The organism is Ensifer adhaerens, assembly GCF_002007205.1.
Classification (GTDB): domain Bacteria; phylum Pseudomonadota; class Alphaproteobacteria; order Rhizobiales; family Rhizobiaceae; genus Ensifer; species Ensifer adhaerens_D.
Genome location: NZ_LAZS01000006.1, coordinates 739,219 through 758,376, shown reverse-complemented (window position 1 = coordinate 758,376; position 19,158 = coordinate 739,219). Strand labels below are relative to the sequence as shown.

16 protein-coding genes are annotated in these 19,158 nt (G+C 63.4%); 9 read left to right on the top strand and 7 right to left on the bottom strand.

All coding sequences use genetic code 11. The annotated features are described in order from the left end of the window. Positions 1-151 precede the first annotated feature (151 nt). From hpf to lptC, 5 genes are all read right to left on the bottom strand, one after another. The gene (gene hpf, locus XB14_RS16265) at positions 152-724 is read right to left on the bottom strand and encodes a ribosome hibernation-promoting factor, HPF/YfiA family (protein WP_034797455.1); all 573 of its coding nucleotides are present in this window, start codon (positions 722-724) and stop codon (positions 152-154) included. A 224-nt stretch (positions 725-948) separates the two neighbouring features. Further along, a complete protein-coding gene (gene rpoN / locus XB14_RS16260) occupies positions 949-2,487 on the bottom strand; it encodes an RNA polymerase factor sigma-54 (RefSeq protein WP_077962607.1) in 1,539 nt (512 codons plus the stop codon). Between the two features lie 145 nt (positions 2,488-2,632). Further along, a complete protein-coding gene (gene lptB / locus XB14_RS16255; protein ID WP_077962605.1) occupies positions 2,633-3,451 on the bottom strand; it encodes an LPS export ABC transporter ATP-binding protein in 819 nt (272 codons plus the stop codon). Between the two features lie 12 nt (positions 3,452-3,463). Beyond that, positions 3,464-4,024: an LptA/OstA family protein gene (locus tag XB14_RS16250; protein ID WP_077962604.1), complete on the bottom strand. Its 561-nt coding sequence runs from the start codon at positions 4,022-4,024 to the stop codon at positions 3,464-3,466. A gap of 15 nt (positions 4,025-4,039) precedes the next feature. Then, a complete protein-coding gene (gene lptC / locus XB14_RS16245; RefSeq protein WP_077962602.1) occupies positions 4,040-4,708 on the bottom strand; it encodes an LPS export ABC transporter periplasmic protein LptC in 669 nt (222 codons plus the stop codon). A gap of 265 nt (positions 4,709-4,973) precedes the next feature. On the opposite strand from lptC, the gene sppA reads away from it, so the two are divergent. The 3 genes from sppA to XB14_RS16230 all read left to right on the top strand — a co-directional run bounded on the left by sppA (position 4,974) and on the right by XB14_RS16230 (position 6,816). After that, complete coding sequence (gene sppA / locus XB14_RS16240; protein WP_077962600.1) at positions 4,974-5,933, top strand: signal peptide peptidase SppA; 960 nt, start codon at positions 4,974-4,976, stop codon at positions 5,931-5,933. A 36-nt stretch (positions 5,934-5,969) separates the two neighbouring features. Continuing rightward, positions 5,970-6,365 carry an integration host factor subunit beta gene (locus tag XB14_RS16235; protein WP_370689537.1) on the top strand — a complete coding sequence of 132 codons (396 nt, stop codon included), beginning with the start codon at positions 5,970-5,972 and terminating at the stop codon, positions 6,363-6,365. A gap of 106 nt (positions 6,366-6,471) precedes the next feature. Next, the gene (locus XB14_RS16230; protein ID WP_077962599.1) at positions 6,472-6,816 is read left to right on the top strand and encodes a DUF1049 domain-containing protein; all 345 of its coding nucleotides are present in this window, start codon (positions 6,472-6,474) and stop codon (positions 6,814-6,816) included. A 60-nt stretch (positions 6,817-6,876) separates the two neighbouring features. On the opposite strand, the gene XB14_RS16225 is transcribed toward XB14_RS16230, so the two are convergent. Further along, on the bottom strand, positions 6,877-7,335 hold the full coding sequence (locus XB14_RS16225) for an SRPBCC family protein (protein WP_077962598.1): 459 nt from the start codon (positions 7,333-7,335) through the stop codon (positions 6,877-6,879). A gap of 304 nt (positions 7,336-7,639) precedes the next feature. Between XB14_RS16225 and XB14_RS16220 the strand changes: the two genes are divergently transcribed. From XB14_RS16220 to XB14_RS16200, 5 genes are all read left to right on the top strand, one after another. After that, on the top strand, positions 7,640-8,794 hold the full coding sequence (locus XB14_RS16220) for a class I SAM-dependent rRNA methyltransferase (protein ID WP_077962597.1): 1,155 nt from the start codon (positions 7,640-7,642) through the stop codon (positions 8,792-8,794). Continuing rightward, positions 8,791-9,651, top strand: a complete 861-nt coding sequence (locus tag XB14_RS16215) for a TrmH family RNA methyltransferase (protein ID WP_077962596.1) — start codon at positions 8,791-8,793, stop codon at positions 9,649-9,651. The genes XB14_RS16220 and XB14_RS16215 overlap by 4 nt, the downstream gene beginning before the upstream one ends. Next, on the top strand, positions 9,648-10,139 hold the full coding sequence (gene lspA, locus XB14_RS16210) for a signal peptidase II (protein WP_077962592.1): 492 nt from the start codon (positions 9,648-9,650) through the stop codon (positions 10,137-10,139). Before XB14_RS16215 ends, lspA begins: the two co-directional genes overlap by 4 nt. Before the next feature lie 55 nt (positions 10,140-10,194). Next, complete coding sequence (locus tag XB14_RS16205) at positions 10,195-12,471, top strand: ATP-binding protein (RefSeq protein WP_077962591.1); 2,277 nt, start codon at positions 10,195-10,197, stop codon at positions 12,469-12,471. 121 nt (positions 12,472-12,592) lie between these two features. Then, positions 12,593-13,483 (top strand): GNAT family N-acetyltransferase, encoded by an 891-nt coding sequence (locus XB14_RS16200; protein ID WP_077962589.1) that lies wholly within the window; start codon positions 12,593-12,595, stop codon positions 13,481-13,483. A 348-nt stretch (positions 13,484-13,831) separates the two neighbouring features. Here XB14_RS16200 and XB14_RS16195 read toward each other — a convergent pair whose 3' ends face one another. Beyond that, entirely contained in the window at positions 13,832-16,117 is a 2,286-nt protein-coding gene (locus XB14_RS16195; RefSeq protein ID WP_077962588.1) for an NADP-dependent malic enzyme, read from the bottom strand. A 103-nt stretch (positions 16,118-16,220) separates the two neighbouring features. On the opposite strand from XB14_RS16195, the gene mutS reads away from it, so the two are divergent. Further along, positions 16,221-18,965: a DNA mismatch repair protein MutS gene (gene mutS, locus XB14_RS16190; protein WP_077962587.1), complete on the top strand. Its 2,745-nt coding sequence runs from the start codon at positions 16,221-16,223 to the stop codon at positions 18,963-18,965. The last annotated feature ends 193 nt before the right edge of the window (positions 18,966-19,158 follow it).

The window sequence follows — 19,158 nt, the reverse complement described above, 5'->3', positions numbered from 1 at the left end:
TAGAGCCGGACAACATCATCATAAATGCGTCGCAATGGCTCTAACCATCTTTGTCATGGCGGGTTCCATGCACAGAAAAGTCACATTTTCCGGGCCTGGCCGCTGAGTTGCGGGAGAGGGATGCCGGCACGCCGGCATCCCTCTTTTTCGCTCATGCTTTGATATTGGCAGCGTCGATCCAGCCAATATTTCCGTCGTTGCGTCTGTAGACGATATTCAACTCAGCCTTGCCGGGAGTGCGGAACATCAGGACGGGTTCATCTGTCATGTCGAGCGCCATCACGGCGCTTGCGACAGACATCGTCCTCAATTGTTTCGAGCTTTCGGCGACGATCGTCGGTGCATAATCCTCGGGGACTTCGTCATCCTCGAACGGCACCGAATCCATCACTGTGTAGGCCACTTCGGCAGCGTTCTGGCCGTTGCCGTTGTGATGATCCTTCAGCTTGCGCTTGTAGCGACGCAGGCGCTTTTCGATGCGGTCCGACGCCGCGTCGAAGGCAGCCTGTGGATCGTTCGCCTGGCCGTTCGCCTGCATTACCACGCCCGTATCGAGATGAAGCTTGCAGTCGGCGCTGAAGCGCGGCCCGGATTTTTCCACAGTGACCTGGCTTGAATATCCTCCGTCGAAATATTTGGTAACGGCCTGCTCGATCTGCTCGCCAATGCGGGCGCGGAACGAATCGCCGATTTCCATCTGTTTACCGGATACACGCACACTCATGGAGTTTCCTCTCTCGTTCGTGATTTGCGCAGCCAGTCTATTCCAAGCGGTCCCGTCATCCAAGCCTTTCAGACTTGCGGGCGCGCCTCTGTCGCAGCCACCGGTCGCACCGGTCGCCTCCGGGGCGAGCATGTCCCCGGCAATTGCGGCGGGCTCATATCGCCTGTGTCGGAGAGAGTCAATCGAAGGTCGCAAAAAAGTTAATGCGGCTTAACTTCCGGTGCTCAGAAACCGGCGGCCTTGGCCAGCGCGCGCTTCTCCCGCCGGCGCTGCACGGAGGAGGGGATGTTCATCGCTTCCCGGTATTTGGCGACGGTGCGCCGGGCGATGTCGATACCGGCCTTCTTCAGGCTGTCGACGATGTCGTCGTCGGAAAGCACGGCTTCGGCGCTCTCCTCGTGGATCAGCGTGCGGATCTTGTGGCGAACGGATTCGGCCGAATGGCTGTCGCCGCCCTCGGCCGAGCCGATCGAGACGGTGAAGAAATACTTGAGCTCGAACAGCCCGCGCGGCGTCAGCATGTATTTGTTCGAGGTGACGCGGCTGACGGTCGATTCATGCATTTTTATCGCGTCGGCGACGGTCTTGAGGTTCAGCGGCCTGAGATGGCCGATGCCGTTGGCAAGGAAGGCGTCCTGCTGGCGGACGATCTCGGTGGCGACCTTCATGATCGTCCGGGCGCGTTGGTCGAGGCTGCGCGTCAGCCAGTTGGCGTTCTGCAGGCATTCGTTCAGGAAGGCCTGGTCGGCGCTGTTTTTCTGCGTGCCGCGCGAAACCGAAGCGAAATAGTCCTGATTGACCAGTACGCGCGGCAGCGCATCCGGATTGAGCTCGATCATCCATGAGCCGTCGGGTGCTGCGCGCACGACGATATCGGGCACGATCGCCTCGCTGACGCTGGTCTCGAAGCTGGTGCCGGGTTTCGGGTCGAGCTTGCGGATTTCCGCCAGCATGTCGATCAGGTCTTCCTCGTCGACACCGCAGATCTTCTTCAGGGTCGCAAAATCTCGCCGCGCCAGAAGTTCGAGGTTGGCAAGCAGTGCCTCCATCGCCGGATCGAGGCGGTCGCGGGCGCGCAGCTGGATGGCGAGACATTCGCCGAGCGAGCGCGCGAAGACGCCGGGCGGATCGAACTGCTGCAGCGTCAGGAGCACGCTCACGACGTCGGCTTGCGTGGCGCCCAGCCGCTCGGCGACCTCCCCGAGGTCCGCCTGCAGGTAGCCGGCGTCGTCGAGCTGGTCGATGAGGTGCTGAGCGATCAGCCGGTCGGAGGCGTCCGGAAGCGCGAAGGGCAACTGCTCTAGAAGCGTTTCGCGCAGGCTCTTGCGCCCGGCGACAAAGTCGTCGAGGTCGTAGTCTTCGCCCTCACTGCTGCCGGGCATCGACTTCCACTGGCCGAGCAGTTCGGGCGCATCGGCGCGCTGCGGCGTCGTGTCGTCCTGGAAGACATTGGCAAAATCGGCATCGAGCTGGTCGTCGAGCCGCTCGCCGCTTTGCGACGTCGCGCTGTCGTAGAGATCCGCCTGGCCGCCGCCGTCATCGCTTCCGCCAGTTTCCTCGGCGCCCACCATCTCGCCCCGCTCCGGGGTGACTTGATCGTCATTCGCCTGAAATTCGAGCAGCGGGTTCTTTTCGACTTCCTGGGCGATGAACTGGTTGAGTTCAAGATGCGTCATCTGCAGCAGCTGGATCGACTGCATCAGCTGGGGCGTCATCACCAGGGACTGGGACTGGCGCAGATGAAGGCTGGCGGACAGGGCCATGCTGACGCGAAACTCCCGAGAAATCTCCAGGGGCCGCGGTGCTTCTCCGGTCGCCGGTCGGGCCCTTTTTTAATTGGCCCAAAAATTGCTTATCGGAAAGGTTTGGTCAAGCGTGATCGCGGGCGGAATCGCCCGCGAGGCGGTCTCAGAGGCTGAAATTGTCGCCGAGATAGAGCCTGCGCACGTCAGGATTGGTGACGATGTCGTTGGCGCGACCATGCGTCAGCACTTCGCCCGCATGGATGATATAGGCGCGATCGATGAGGCCGAGCGTTTCGCGAACGTTATGGTCGGTGATGAGCACGCCGATGCCGCGCGAGGTCAGGTGCCGGACAAGCGCCTGGATGTCGGCGACCGAGATAGGGTCGACGCCGGCAAAAGGCTCGTCGAGCAGCATGAACGTCGGGTCCGTCGCAAGCGCGCGGGCGATTTCGAGGCGGCGGCGCTCGCCGCCGGAAAGCGCGATCGCCGGCGACTTGCGCAGATGCGTGATGTTGAACTCGCCGAGCAGGTCGTTGAGCTTGCTCTCGCGCCGCTCCAGGTTCTTGTCGTGGACCTCGAGGACGGCGCGGATGTTCTCCTCGACCGTCAGCCCGCGGAAGATCGACGCTTCCTGCGGCAGGTAGCCGACACCAAGGCGCGCGCGCCGGTACATCGGCATCGTCGTCACGTCGTTGCCGTTGATCTCGATCGAGCCCTCGTCGACGGGGACGAGGCCGGTGATCATGTAGAAGCAGGTGGTCTTGCCGGCGCCGTTCGGGCCGAGCAGGCCCACGGCCTCGCCGCGCCGCACCACCAGCGACACACCGTTGACGACCCGGCGTTCGCGATAGGCCTTGGTAAGCCCGCGGGCGATCAGCGTGCCGTCATAGCGCGCCTTGTCGACCGCATGCCCGGAAGCGACCGTAGCGGTCGCCGACGGTTTGCGGACCCGTTTGCGCTTGTGGAGGAAGGGAAGTTGCACGAGCGGTCTACGTCAGTTCTTCTTGCGGGACTGCGGGTCGAGCTGGATCTGCACCCGACCGCCACAGGCTTCGAGCTGGGCTTCTCCGGTTTCCATCTGGACGTTGAGCTGGCAGCCGACGAAAACGTTCTTGCCTTCCGAGAGAACGACCTTGTCGCCCTTGAGAACGAAGACCTGCTTGGTCATGTCGAACGAGCCGGTATCGGCCGTCGCCTGCTGCGTGCCGGAGCTCAGGAAAACCTTGTCGCTGACCTCGATACGGTCGATGTCGGCGTCGCCGCTCGAAACCGAGCCGCCGCCGGACTTGTAGAAGACGACCATGTTGCCGGCCTGCAGTGTCGTCGTGCCCTGCACGACCTTGACGTTGCCGGAAAAGATCGCCTTGCTTTCCGGGTCCTTGATTTCGAGCTTGTCGCTCTCGATCTGGATCGGCTTGTCGTTGGAAAGCTCAAGGCCCTTCATCTTGCTCGATGTGGCCTGCGCAAAAGCGCCGGAGGCAATAATCAAAGCGCCCGCTCCGGCCATGGCCAGGCTGGCGGAAATCTTGAAAAATGAGGCGGTTGTGACCGACATGGAGTGCACCGGGTCCTATTTCGCGTTCTTGCGGATGGCGGTGGGCTCAATGTTCACCCTCACCATGCCCTCGAATATTACAATACGTCCCTTATCCGTCATTCGCAGCGTCTGCGCAATGATCGAACCGCCCTTCATGCTGATCGCAACGGGCTGCTTCGTTTCCATCTCGCCGGCATTGATGTCCAGATAGGCCGACTGGAAGTCGGCGTTGATGCCATTATTGACGGAAATGGTGAACGGGGCGTTCATGTCGAGCGTGTTGGCGCCGCGATCATAGATGCCGTTGGTGGCGTCCACGGTCGCAATCATGGAATCCTTCATCGGCATTTCCGCGTGGATCGTCTGCAGCGTGATGATATCGGGATTGGCGATATCCTGGAGCGCCCGCTGCGCCTTCATCGAATAGCTGATGCCCTGCTTGTTGCGACCGGAAATCGCCGGGTTCTTCATGACGATCTTGCCGTCTTCGATCGTCGCGGTCTCGATCTGCAGGTCGACGGGCATGAAGGCGCGCACGAAGGATACGGCGGCAAAAATGACGGCAATGACGCCGGCGACGATCGGCAGGATGATCTTCAGGCGGCGCACGCGCGCGGAATGCCGCGCGGCGAGCGCATAGGCGTCGGCGGAGCTCGCACCCGTATCGGCAAAGATGCCCGGGGCTGGCGCGTGGTTCAACATGGAAGGGCCTGTCGGTTCTACTGCTTTTTTTGTCGCTGACCCGGCGAAGGGCCATTTACATACATGGGTGTAAGTCGTCGCAAATATGGATATTTTTTGCTGTCGCACAATGGCGCCGCAAAAAAACTCGGGTGAAGCGCAAAAACGCCAGCCGCGGCTTTCAACCGTGGCCAAGCGCGTCTATGGAATATGCCTCTTCGCGCGCAGATAGCACGTTCCCGCGGAAACTGACAGAAGCTGCGCCAACAAATCGGGAGAAACCCACATGGACGAACTCGCCATCGCCGATCGCCGCAGCTTGCGCCGGAAGTTGAGTTTCTGGCGCTTTGTGGTGGCGGGCCTGCTTCTCGCCGCCGCATTCGCGATCTTTGCCTGGTCGGGGGCTGCCGACGACGTCGGCCGCAGCAGGCAGCACGTGGCGCGCGTCGCAATCACCGGCCTAATCCAGGACGACCGCGAGCTGCTCGAGCGTCTCCAGAAAATTGCCGACAACGACAGCGTCAAGGCGCTGGTCGTGACCATTTCGTCGCCCGGCGGAACGACCTATGGCGGCGAGGTCCTCTATAAGGCGCTCCGCAAGGTTGCCGCCAAGAAGCCTGTCGTTTCCGATGTCCGCACGCTTGCCGCTTCGGCGGGCTACATGATCGCGCTCGGCGGCGATACGATCGTTGCCGGCGAAAGCTCGATCACCGGCTCTATCGGCGTCATTTTCCAATATCCGCAGATCAAGGAGCTGATGGACAAGATCGGCGTTTCGCTGGAATCGATCAAGTCGCGACCTTTGAAGGCTGAGCCATCGCCCTTCCATCCGGCGAGCGACGAGGCGAAGGCCATGATCCAGTCGATGATCGACGACAGCTACGCCTGGTTCGTCGACCTGGTTGCCGAGCGCCGCAAGTTGCCGCGTCCGGACGCGCTGCTACTCGCCGACGGACGCATTTTCACCGGTCGCCAGGCGCTGAAGGCCAAGCTCGTCGACACGCTCGGCGGCGAGGACGAAATTCGCGCCTTCCTCACGGAGAAAAAGGTGTCGAAGGACCTGCCGATCGTCGATTGGGAAGCGCCGCGCAAGACCCTGCCTTTTGGCCTCGGCGCGATCGTCTCCAACTGGATCAAGATGTTGGGATATGACGCTTTTCCGGCAATGAGCGGGCTCGAAAAAGTTGCAGGCGACAAGTTGTTTCTTGACGGTCTTGTTTCGGTTTGGCAGGTTGATGGCCAATGAGCAAGGCGACATATACCCAGCCTGAGCCGTCGAGCGATGTCGGTGATTTTGCAAATGCCGCGCACCGCCTTGCGGAAATCACAATGCAGACCGAAAAAGCAAAACAAACAAGAATTTGAGGGGGCGACAGTGATCAAGTCAGAACTGGTGCAGATTGTTGCAGCTCGCAATCCGCATCTCTACCACCGCGACGTCGAAAATATCGTCAACGCGGTCCTCGATGAGATCACCGACGCGCTCGCCGCAGGCAACCGGGTCGAACTGCGCGGCTTCGGCGCCTTCTCGGTCAAGAACCGGCCGTCGCGGTCCGGGCGCAACCCACGTACCGGCGATTCCGTTTTCGTCGAGGAAAAATGGGTGCCCTTCTTCAAGACCGGCAAGGAACTGCGCGAGCGGCTCAATCCGGGCATGAACGGCGAAGACGAGGATTAATCATCCTCCACGGTCGCCAGAGGCCCCAACGCCCCCCTGTAATCGAGGCCCGTTGCCGGCTGGCGTCCGGCAAGGAACGCGGGCGTCGGCGAGATGGAGCGATTGAATGTTCAAGAAGCTGATCAACATCGTTGTTCTCGTGCCGGTCGCAATCATCCTGATCGTGCTAAGCGTGGCCAACCGTCAAAGCGTAACACTGGCGCTGAACCCCTTCCGGCCGGAAGACAGCGTACTTTCGGTCAGCGCGCCCTTCTTCGTCTTCCTGTTTCTCGCGGTCATCCTCGGCGTGATCCTGGGGGCAGCCGCCACCTGGTTCAGCCAGGGCAAGTACCGGCGGCGTGCGCGCAGCGAAGCGAACGAAGCGCTGAAATGGCACCGCGAGGCGGAAAAACACCGCAGCCAGGCAGAAAAGCTCGCGACCCAGGCGACGCTCGCAGCGCCGCAGAACTGACCAAAGGGTCAAAAAAGCCGAAGATCCGAGACGGGACGCCGTTCGATCCGCGTCGCGACTTCAGCTCGCGGCTTCTGCCGTACCGCCGACCGCGGCGCTAAAATCGGCGAAGAATTGCTGCGCCAGCTTCTTTGCGGTCGAGTCGATCAGGCGGGAACCGAGCTGCGCGAGTTTGCCGCCGACCTCCGCCTTGACGTCGTAGCGCAGCACCGTTTCTTCCCCGTCTTCGCTCAAGGCGACGTCGGCGCCGCCCTTGGCGAACCCGGCGATGCCGCCCTTTCCTTCGCCCGAGATCGTGTAACTCTCCGGCGGATTGAGATTGGAGAGCATGACATTGCCGGTGAAGGAGGCCGAGACCGGGCCGATCTTGATCTTCACCACGGCCGCAAGCTCGGTTGGCGACGTCATCTCCAGCGATTGGCATCCGGGGATGCATCGCTTGAGGATGTCCGGGTCGTTGAGGCCGCGCCACACCGCGTCGCGCCCAGCCGAAATCCGCTCTTCGCCGGTCATGTCCATGCGTTTCCTCCCCCTGCTTGTGCCCCGCGCCCGGTATCGGCGTGCGAAGGCGCTCCGACACATTAGACTTACTGCAGAATGTCCGGAAGTCGGTTCCGGCCCCAGGAAATTTGCAGCGGGTTCTTGCGCCTTGATCTTCGCAAAACGGAAACGGCTTTGCCAAGAGCATCAGCGATGCTATTTGCAGCTTCAATGGATACCGTGGCTCAAGCTGCGGCGACAAACCTCATGGCGTCCGCCCGTTCATACCGGATACTGCGCAGGGCAGGCGGCGCATGCTCTAACAAAGCCCAGGGATTTCAGCGTGAAGGAAAAGGACCGGCGGTCGAAGAATGCCTCCGTGACGACGGCCAAGGGCCGCGGTGCCGAGGCGCGTGGCGGCGGTCGCCACGATCAGAAGCGGCCGGCACCGCCGAAGGGCGGCGGCTTCAAGGAACGGCCGGCGCGCCCAGCGGTAGCACAGGCCACCGAGACGCGCGACAAAGCCGCCAAGCAGGCTCCCGTACAGGAGGCGCCTGTGCGCGTGATCAACAGGCGAACCGGCGACAAGCCGGCCGAGCGCGTGCCGCTCATTCTCGAGACGTCGAATGCCTCTGGCTACCATCTGATCGACAGCGGCGCCGGCGAGAAGCTCGAGCAGTATGGTCCCTATCGTATCGTGCGCCCCGAGGCGCAGGCGCTCTGGCCGCGCAGCCTGCCTGACAGCGTCTGGGAGAAGGCGGACGCGATCTTCACCGGCGACACCGACGAAGACGGCATGGGCCGCTGGCGCTTTCCCGGCGCCGTGCTCGGCGAAACCTGGCCAATGCAGCTCCTCAACACCGAATTCCATGGCCGTTTCACCTCGTTCCGCCATGTCGGCGTCTTTCCCGAACAGCTTGCGCATTGGAGCTGGGTGAAGGATCAGGTGGAGGCGGCCGGCCGCCCGCTCAAGGTTCTGAACCTCTTCGGCTACACCGGCGTCGCCTCGCTGATTGCCGCCAGGGCCGGCGCCGAAGTCACCCATGTCGACGCCTCGAAGAAGGCGATCGGCTGGGCGCGTGAAAACCAGCAGCTGGCGCGCGCCGAAAACCTGCCGATCCGCTGGATCTGCGACGACGCGATGAAGTTCATCCAGCGCGAGGAGCGCCGCGGCAGCCGCTACGACATCATCTTGACCGATCCGCCGAAGTTCGGCCGCGGGCCGAACGGCGAGGTCTGGCAGCTTTTCGACCATCTGGCGGCGATGCTAGACATCTGCCGGGAAATCCTGTCGCCGGAGGCGCGCGGCCTGGTGCTGACGGCCTATTCCATCCGGGCGAGCTTCTACTCCATCCATGAACTGATGCGCGAGACGATGCGCGGCCGCGGCGGCCGGGTGGAGTCGGGCGAACTCATCATCCGCGAGGGCGGGCTTGACGGCCGCGAGCCGGGCAGGGCGCTTTCGACCTCTCTCTTCAGCCGCTGGGTACCGCAATGACGAACGACAGAAGCGAGCACGGCACCGGCCGGGTCGGTCAGGTGAAGGAAGTCACGAGCCTCACCAACCCGATCATCAAGGACATCCGCGCGCTGACGCAGAAGAAGCACCGCGACGAGACGCGCTCCTTCATGGCCGAAGGCCTGAAGCTGGTGATCGACGCGCTCGATCTCGGCTGGAAGATCAAGACGCTGATCTATGCCAAGGCGGCCAAGGGCAAGCCGCATGTGGAGCAGGTGGCGGCAAAGACCTTCGCCAAGGGCGGGCTGGTGCTCGAGGTCAGCGAGAAGGTGCTCTCGACGATTACGCGGCGCGACAACCCGCAGATGGTCGTCGGCATCTTCGAGCAGCGCTACCAGTCGCTGAAGGACCTGAAGCCTGAGCTCGGTGAAACCTATGTGGCGCTCGACCGGGTCCGCGATCCCGGCAACCTCGGCACCGTCATCCGCACCGCCGATGCCGCCGGCGCCTCCGGCGTCATTCTCGTCGGCGAGACCACCGATCCGTTCTCGCTCGAAACCGTCCGTGCGACCATGGGTTCGGTCTTTGCGATGCCGGTGGCGCGCGCGAGCGCCGAAGACTTCATCCGCTGGCAGAAATCCGCCGGCGTGAAGGTGGTCGCAACTCATCTCGCCGGCGCCGTCGACTATCGCACCATTGACTACAAGTCGAAGCCGGTCGTGCTTCTGATGGGCAATGAGCAGTCGGGATTGCCGGAGGAGCTTGCCCGCGAGGCCGGCGCGCTTGCGCGTATTCCACAGGCCGGCCGGGCGGACTCGCTCAATCTGGCGATCGCGACCGGCATCATGCTGTTCGAGGCGCGCCGTCACCTTTTGACGCTGGATGCCCGAGCATGAGCGAGAAGCCGGTGCTGTTTTCCCGGCCGCTGCCGATCGCGGTCTTCATCCTGCTCGCGCTCATCGCCGACCAAGTGATCAAGTACCTGGTCGAGCTCTACCTGCCGTTCAACCAGGCGGTCCACGTCGTGCCGATGCTGGCGCTCTACCGCACCTACAACTACGGCGTCGCCTTCTCGATGCTGTCGGGCATGGAGGGCTGGTTCATCGTCGGCATGCGGCTCACCGTCTGCGCCTTCGTGCTCTGGCTGTGGAAGCGCACGCCAAAGGATCGGTTCTTCGCCCATTTCGGCTATGCGTTGATCATTGCCGGTGCGCTCGGAAACCTCGTCGACCGGCTGCTCTTCGGCTACGTCATCGACTACATCCTCTTCTACACCGAGACGTGGTCCTTCGCCGTCTTCAATCTGGCCGATACCTTCATCACCATCGGCGCCGGCGCGATCATTCTTGACGAGCTGCTGCACGCGAAAAAGGCGGATCGCTAAGATTTTATCGAAGCCTTGAAGCCATTCGGAACGCCTGTCGTGTTAGCCGGAACGCATGAGCGAACCGTCACGACTGCTAGAGCGGATCGAAACCGGCTTCGGGAGAGACGCCCGGGCGGGCAGCGCTGCGCCGATCTCCGCGCTTCCGCTCGATGCGCCGCCGTCCGGCCCGACGCCGGAGCAGCCGGCTTCCGATGGGCGCTCTGCGCTCAGGCACGCGTCCCTGGCGTTGCTCGGCCTGATCGCCTCCGGCCTTATTCTCGTGGTCGGCATAACCGCGGGCTTTCACCTGTTCGCCGCAGCGCTTGCCGCGGCCGGCGTGGTCGGTGCGCTTCTGCTTGCCATCGAAGCCATCCGTTCTCTTGATAGCCTGCCGGTTTCCGACGAGACGGAGCGCGACTTCGATTGGCATCGTTCCGAAACCTCGGCGTTGCTTTCGACCATCCACGATGCGCTCGGTGATCTTGCGATCATGCGCGGCATGGACGGCAAGATCGTCCATGCCAATGCCGTCTTCCATCAGGTCTGCGGTCAGCCGGATGTCCGCGGTCTGGCCTGCAGCGCCCTTGGCCTGAGCTTCGAGCCGAAGGCAGCACCCAATCACTATCTGGTGCGCATCGCCACCGGCGAGGGCATCCGCCTTTTCGACTGGCATGACGTGATCGCCCGCGATCCGGCCAGCGGCAAGCTCATGCGCCACAGCATCGCGCGCGACGTCACGGAGGAGGCGCGCGCAGCGCGCGAGCGCGAGGCGGCGCGCCGGCGGGCGGAAGAAGCGAGCCAGGCAAAGTCGCGGCTGCTTTCCACCGTCAGCCATGAGATCCGCACGCCGCTTTCGGGCATTCTCGGCATGAGCCATCTGCTCGGGCAGACCCGGCTGTCGAGCGAGCAGAAGAATTACCTTGCCGGCATGCAGCAATCCGGCCACGCCCTGGTCCAGCTTGTCGAGGACCTGATCGACTTCTCGTCGCTTTCGGCCGGCCGTTTCCAGTTCCGCCCGAGCCGACAGGATCCGCGCGGCGTCATCGAGAGCGTCGTGGAGATGCTCTCCAACCGCGCCCACGAAAAGGGCATCGAGATCGGCGCCACCGTTTCCGTCGACGTTCCGGCGCTGATGGCGTTTGATGCGGCGCGGCTGCGCCAGGTGCTTTTCAACGTGATCGGCAACGCGGTCAAATTCACGGACGTCGGCGGCGTCTTCGTCAGCGCGGACACGGTCGAGGATTGCGTAAGGATCCGCATCGACGATACCGGTCCGGGAATGACGCCCGACGATCTGAAGCGCATCTTCGAGGAGTTCGAGCAGGCCGGAAACGACGAACAGCGCGCCAAGGGCACGGGGCTCGGCCTCGCCATATCCAGGCGCATCATGCAGGCCTGCGGCGGCAGCCTCACGGCCTCAAGCGCGCCCGGCCGCGGCAGCCGCTTCGAAATCCGCCTGCCGCTTGCGGAGGTCGAGGCGGTCGCGCCGGAGCGCCGCTCGACCCTTGCCGGATCGCATGTGCTGGTCATGGCCCCCGATGGTCCGGCCTCGGCGGCGCTGGCCGCAACCATTGCGACGCTTGGCGGGCGCTGCCACCGCGCAACGACGCTTGCCGCGGCCCAGCATGTTCTTGCCGATGTGCAGGCCGGCGGCGCGCCGCTCACCGATGTGATCGTCGATCACCGGCACGCACAGCAGTACGAGCAACTTCTGGCGCTGCAGCCGGCGATCGGGCGGTTGGAGGTTCGCCGCACCTATCTGATCAATCCGGAGGAGCGCAACAGCCATCCCGTCAACCAGATGGACGGCTACGAAGCCTGGCTGATCCGGCCCTTGCGCGAAAAGTCCCTGGTCGAAGTGCTGCTCGGTCGCCTGAAGGGCATCGAAAAGCGCGACGCGATCAACGACAACAGGCCGGTGCTGAGGGAAGAGCCTGCCGCCGACCCGGTCCGCAGATCGGGAGACGGCATCCTGCTGGCCGAGGACGATCCGATCAACGCGCTGATCATCCGCACCCTGCTGCAGCGTTCCGGCCACGCGGTCCAGCTGGTCAGCGACTTCGCGGCGGTTGCCGAGGCGCTGCGGGCGTCTACCGGAGGCCCCTTGCCGGAGCTTCTCGTTACCGATCTCAACATGCCGGGTGGCGACGGGCTTTCCATGATGCGGCAGATACGCGCGGATGAGGCGGCGCGCGCGCTGGCGCGGCTGCCGGTGATCGTGCTGACCTCCGATATCCGCGAGGACATGCGCGACCGCCTCCTTGCCGCCGGTGCCGATGTCGTCCTGGCCAAGCCGGTCGAGCCGCAGGTGCTGACCTCCGAAATTGCGCGTCTGCTCGGCAAACGGTAACGCGCGCGGTGGTAACGGTAACCATTCTGCAGCGGGGGTTGTGTGCCGCTTTGATGTCACTATGTTGTTGCAGAAACGTGGTCTAAGCCCGGCAGACAGAATTGATTCGGGATGACGCGGGATGGCCATCGAGCTATTGGAATCGGCGAACGTGGTTGATACTTCTCAGGCTTGCATCGGCAAGAAGGCTGCCGCTCCGGCAAGCGACGTGCTTGGCCGGATCGCCAATCTTGAGACGCGTCTCGCCCGCACGGCATCGGAGATCGATGCCGCCCAGGCGGTGCGCTACAAGGTTTTCGTCGAGGAGATGAAGGCACAGGTTGGCCCCGAGGCAGAGCGGCGCAAGCGCGACGTCGACAGCTGGGATGCGATCTGCGATCACCTGCTGGTTCTCGACACCGCGATCGAAGGCGACTCCGAAGATCAGATCGTCGGCACCTACCGGTTGCTGCGCCAGGATGTGGCTGAGCGTTCCGGCGGTTTTTATTCGTCTTCCGAATTCGCGATCGACGCGCTTCTCGCCCGTCATCCGACGAAGCGCTTCATGGAGCTCGGCCGTTCCTGCGTCCTGCCGGAGTACCGCACCAAGCGCACGGTCGAACTCCTTTGGCAGGGCAACTGGGCCTACGCGCTGAAATACGGCATGGACGCGATGTTCGGCTGCGGCTCGTTCCCGGGTGTCGTTCCGGCCGAGCATGCGCTGGCGCTGTCTTTCCTTCACCACAACATCCGCGCCCGCGACGACTGGGCCGTCAGCGCGCGCCCGGAACTGCACCGGACGATGGATCTGATGCCGGCCGAGGCGATCAACGCAAAGAAGGCGCTTGCCGCCCTGCCGCCGCTGATCAAGGGCTATATGCGCCTTGGCGCCATGGTCGGTGACGGCGCGGTGGTCGATCATGCCTTCCGCACGACCGACGTTCTGATCGTATTGCCGATCAGCAATATCTCGGGGCGTTACCTCAACTACTACGGCGCCGATGCCGGTCGGTTCGGTGGCGCGGTCTCCTGACCGGGCCTAATGGGGTTAACCAAATATTAATGATGGATTTGACTTTCGAGGTCGAAAGAGAGACATGTATTGTCATGTTCTTCTCTAATTTCATGACGAACGAATAGAGAAATAAATGGAGAAACTGCCGATCTTCCGGGGTTCGGCAGGTATAGGGTTCCCAAGACTCCTACTTTCATAACCTTAAACATAAAAGCACTACCCGCTATTAAGCCCGCCTCCTTATTAGGGAAGCGGGCTTTTCTTCTTTGAGGTTGTTTCGAATTGCTACCAATCGAGGGGCCGAAGTGACCCGATTGGAGGCGGCTGCGTCAGAATGGGGCAGCCGCCGGACCGGCAACGCCGGTCCTACATGCCGGCGTTGTAGGCCGCGATCGCCGCCATGTTGACGATGTCGGAATCCTTGGCCGACATCGAGACGATCTGGATCGACTTGTCGAAGCCGACGAGCAGCGGACCGATCACCGTCGAGCCGCCAAGTTCCTGCAGCATCTTGGTCGAGATCGATGCCGAGTGGAATGCCGGCATGACGAGCACGTTCGCCGTGCCCGAGAGGCGGCAGAACGGATACTGCTCCATGACGCGGGCATTGAGCGCCACGTCGGCGGCCATTTCCCCGTCATACTCGAAGTCGACGCGGCGCTTGTCGAGGATGTTGACCGCTTCGCGCACCCGTTCCGAACGCTCGCCCTGGGGATGGCCAAAGGTGGAATAGGCAAGCATTGCCACGCGCGGCACGTAGCCGAGACGCTTGGCAAGGCCGGCGGCCTCCTCGGCGATATCGGCAAGCTCCTCCGAAGAGGGCATGTCGTGAACCGCCGTGTCGGCGACCAGCACCGTGCGGCCGCGGCAGAGTGCGATCGAGACGCCGATGACGCGATGGCCCGGCTTCGGATCGATGCAGCGGCGCACATCCTCAAGGGCGGTCGAATAGTTGCGGGTGAGGCCCGTGACCATGCCGTCGGCATCGCCGAGCGCCACCATGCAGGCGGCGAAGTGGTTGCGGTCGTTGTTGATCAGGCGCTGGGCGTCGCGGAAGAGGAAGCCCTTCCGCTGCAGGCGGGCATAGAGATAGTCGGTATAGGCGCTGACACGCTTGGAAAGGCGCGCATTGACGATCTGGATGCCCGGGCGGTCGAGATCGATGCCTTCGCGTTCCGCCGTTTCGCGCATACGCTCCTCGCGGCCGAGCAGGATGGCGGTGCCGAGCTGCTGGTTGGCATAGGCGATCGCCGAGCGCATGACCTGCACCTCTTCGCCTTCGGCAAAGACGATGCGCTTCGGCTGGCGCCGGACGCGCTCGTAGATGCGCTGCAGCGTCGATGCGATCGGATCGCGCCGGGCGGAGAGCTGGCGGCCGTAGGCTTCCAGATCGGTGATCGGCTTGCGGGCGACGCCGCTTTCCATCGCGGCCTTCGCGACCGCCATCGGGATCGCCGAGATCAGGCGCGGATCGAAGGGGACCGGGATGATGTATTGCGGCCCGAAGCGCGGCCGGTTGCCCTGGTAGGCGGCGGCGACATCGTCGGGCACGTCTTCCTTGGCAAGGCTTGCGAGCGCTTCAGCCGCGGCGATCTTCATCTCGTCGTTGATCGTCGTCGCGCGCACGTCGAGCGCGCCGCGGAAGATGTAGGGGAAGCCGAGCACATTGTTGACCTGGTTCGGATAGTCCGAACGGCCGGTGGCGACGATGGCGTCGTCGCGGATGCGGGCGACTTCCTCCGGTGTGATCTCCGGATCCGGGTTGGCCATGGCGAAGATGATCGGCCGTGGCGCCATCGAGCGTACCATGTCTTCCGAAAGGGCACCCTTGGCCGAGAGGCCGAAGACCACGTCGGCGCCGTCGAGTGCTTCGGCGAGCGTGCGGCGATCGGTCTTGACCGCATGCGCCGACTTCCACTGGTTCATGCCCTCGGTGCGGCCTTCGAAGATCACGCCCTTGGTATCGCACAGGATGATGTTGTCAGAAGCAAAGCCCATCGACTTGATGAGCTCGATGCAGGCGATGGCCGCAGCACCCGCGCCGTTGCAGACGAGCTTCGTCGTCTTGAAGTCGCGGCCGGTCAGCGCCAGCGCGTTGATGAGGCCGGCGGCGGCAATGATCGCGGTGCCGTGCTGGTCGTCGTGGAACACCGGGATGTCCATGACCTCGCGCAGCTTCTGCTCGATGATGAAACAGTCCGGCGCCTTGATGTCTTCGAGATTGATGCCGCCGAAGGAGGGCCCAAGGAAACGCACGCAGTTGATGAACTCGTCGACGTTTTCGGTATCGACTTCGAGGTCGATCGAATCCACGTCGGCAAAGCGCTTGAACAGCACCGCCTTGCCTTCCATGACCGGCTTGGAGGCCAGTGCCCCGAGATTGCCGAGGCCGAGGATGGCGGTGCCGTTCGAGATGACCGCGACCATGTTGCCGCGTGTCGTATAGTCATAGGCGGTGTTGGGATCTTCGGCGATCGCCTTCACCGGCACCGCGACGCCCGGCGAATAGGCAAGCGACAGGTCGCGCTGGGTGGCCATCGCCTTGGTGGGGGAAATCTCCAGCTTTCCGGGGCGACCCTGCGAGTGAAAATCGAGCGCTTCCTGCGCAGTGACGCTCGTCATGGTGCGATCGGTCTTGTCGGTGGCCGGCATGTTTCCTCTATCCTCCTGTGGGCGAGCCTTGCGGTGCGCCTCTTTATGGTTGTCGTCTATATTTGCTTGGCGATAGTGTGCCATCTCTTTTTTCGGAACAATCATGAATTTCGTGACAGACTATTCGACCCGCGCGGGGGAGGTTTTATCCGCAGCCGAACTGGCGAGCGAGGAAAGCCGTTCCACCGCGACGCCGATGATGGAACAATTCATCGAGATCAAGGCCAACAACCCGGACTCGCTGCTGTTCTATCGCATGGGCGATTTTTACGAGCTGTTCTTCCAGGACGCGGTCGAAGCCTCGCGTGCGCTCGGCATCACGCTGACCAAGCGCGGCCAGCACATGGGCCAGGAAATCCCGATGTGCGGCGTGCCGGTGCATGCCGCCGACGATTATCTGCAGAAGCTGATCGGGCTCGGTTTCCGCGTTGCCGTCTGCGAGCAGGTCGAGGACCCGGCGGAGGCCAAGAAGCGCGGCAGCAAATCGGTGGTCCGCCGCGACGTCGTGCGCCTGGTGACGCCCGGCACGATCACCGAAGAAAAGCTGCTTTCGCCGTCCGAGACCAATTACCTGATGGCGCTGGCGCGGATCAAGAGCGGTTCGGAGCCGGCCTATGCGCTTGCCTGGATCGACATCTCCACCGGCATCTTCCGGCTGGCCGAAACCGCCGAAAGCCGTTTGCTTGCCGATATCCTGCGCATCGAGCCGCGCGAACTGATCCTTGCCGACACGGTGTTTCACGATCCGGAACTTCGCCCCGTCTTCGACGTGCTCGGTCGCGTGGCCGTGCCGCAGCCGGCCGTGCTGTTCGACAGCGCGACGGCCGAGGGCCGCATTGCCCGCTATTTCGGCGTGAAGACACTCGACGGCTTCGGGACGTTCTCCCGTGCCGAACTGGCCGCCGCCTCCGCGGCGATCTCCTATGTCGAGAAGACCCAGCTTGCCGAGCGTCCGGCGCTCGGAACGCCCGAGCGCGAAAGTGCGGCCTCGACGCTGTTCATCGACCCGGCGACGCGCGGGAACCTTGAACTGGTCAAGACGCTCTCGGGCGCCCGCGAAGGCACGCTGCTGAAGGCGCTCGACCGCACGGTCACAAGCGGCGGCGCGCGGCTGCTTGCCGAGCGGCTGATGTCGCCCTTGACCGATCCGGATCGCATCAACGAGCGGCTCGACTCGATCGAGATCCTGGCGAGCCAGCCCTCCTTTTCCGGCGACCTGCGCGATGCGCTGCGTCGCGCGCCGGATATGCCGCGCGCTCTGTCGCGCCTCGCGCTCGGTCGTGGTGGACCGCGAGACCTCGGCGCCATCCGGGCGGGCTTGCACGCCTCCGCCTCGATCTCGCGGCTGATGGCTGCCGGCACGCTTTCGGAAGAGTTGAAACAGGCACGTTCAGCGATCGATGCGCTGCCTGCCGGTCTGCTCGGGCTGCTCGACGCAACGCTTGGCGAAGAGTTGCCACTCTTGAAGCGGGACGGCGGTTTCGTCTGCGAAGGCGCCAATGCCGAGCTCGATGAAGTCAGGGGCCTGCGCGACCAGTCGCGCCGGGTGATCGCCGGGCTGCAGCTGCAATATTCGGAAGAAACCGGCATCAAGTCGCTGAAGATCAAGCACAACAACGTGCTCGGTTATTTCATCGAGGTGACAGCCGGAAACGCCGGCTCGATGACCGACACCGATGCCGGCCGCGCCCGCTTCATCCATCGCCAGACGATGGCGAACGCCATGCGCTTCACCACGACGGAACTCGCCGAACTCGAAAGCAAGATTGCCAACGCCGCCGACCGCGCGTTGTCGATCGAGCTCGAAGCCTTCGACGCGATGACGGCAGAAGTCGTTGCCGCTGCCGAGACGCTGAAGGCGGCAGCACTGGCGCTTGCGACCGTGGACGTCTCCGTCGGCCTTGCCGTGCTTGCGGAAGAGCAGGCCTATGCTCGGCCCATCGTCGACCGCTCGCGCATGTTCGCCATCGACGGCGGCCGCCATCCGGTGGTCGAACAGGCGCTCAAACGCCAGGCATCGAATACCTTCGTCGCCAATGGCTGTGATCTGTCGCCGCCTGAGGGCGAGGAGGGCGGCGCGATCTGGCTGCTCACCGGTCCGAATATGGGCGGTAAGTCGACCTTCCTCAGACAGAATGCGCTGATCGCGATCATGGCGCAGATGGGCACCTTCGTGCCGGCGACGAGCGCCCATATCGGCATCGTCGACCGGCTCTTCTCCCGCGTCGGCGCCTCCGACGATCTGGCGCGCGGCCGCTCGACCTTCATGGTCGAGATGGTCGAGACGGCGGCGATCCTCAACCAGGCGACCGATCGCTCGCTGGTGATCCTCGACGAGATCGGCCGCGGCACGGCGACCTTCGACGGCCTGTCGATCGCCTGGGCGGCGGTCGAGCATCTGCATGAGGCGAACCGCTGCCGCGGCCTCTTCGCCACTCACTTCCATGAGCTCACCGTGCTTTCGGAAAAGCTCGGACGTCTCTCGAACGCCACCATGCGGGTCAAGGAATGGCACGGCGACGTGATCTTCCTGCACGAGGTGGGGCCGGGTGCGGCCGACCGCTCCTATGGTATTCAGGTCGCCCGTCTCGCCGGCCTGCCGGCCTCGGTGGTGGCGCGCGCCAAGGACGTGCTCGCCAAGCTCGAGGACGCCGACCGCAAGAATCCGGCGAGCCAACTGATCGACGATCTGCCGCTCTTCCAGGTGGCGATCCGGCGAGAAGAGGTGAAATCCGTCGGAAACTCCAGGGTGGACGAGGCGCTGAAGGCGCTCAACCCCGACGACATGACGCCGCGCGAGGCGCTGGACGCGCTCTACGCCCTGAAAAAGGAACTGAGTGCCCGGTAGCAGGCTCTCGGTTTTTGCTGTGCACGCGTCGGTGAAAAAGGCTATACAGCGCCGCGCGCCTTTCTAAGGGCGCGGCGATGAGCCGGTAGTAACTTGAAATGCTGCACGGTCCCGGTTCGGCCTTGATCGGATGGGAGCATGCAGGAACGCTCTTCATTCAGCGAACCACGCAACCAGTCGGACAGGACGCCCC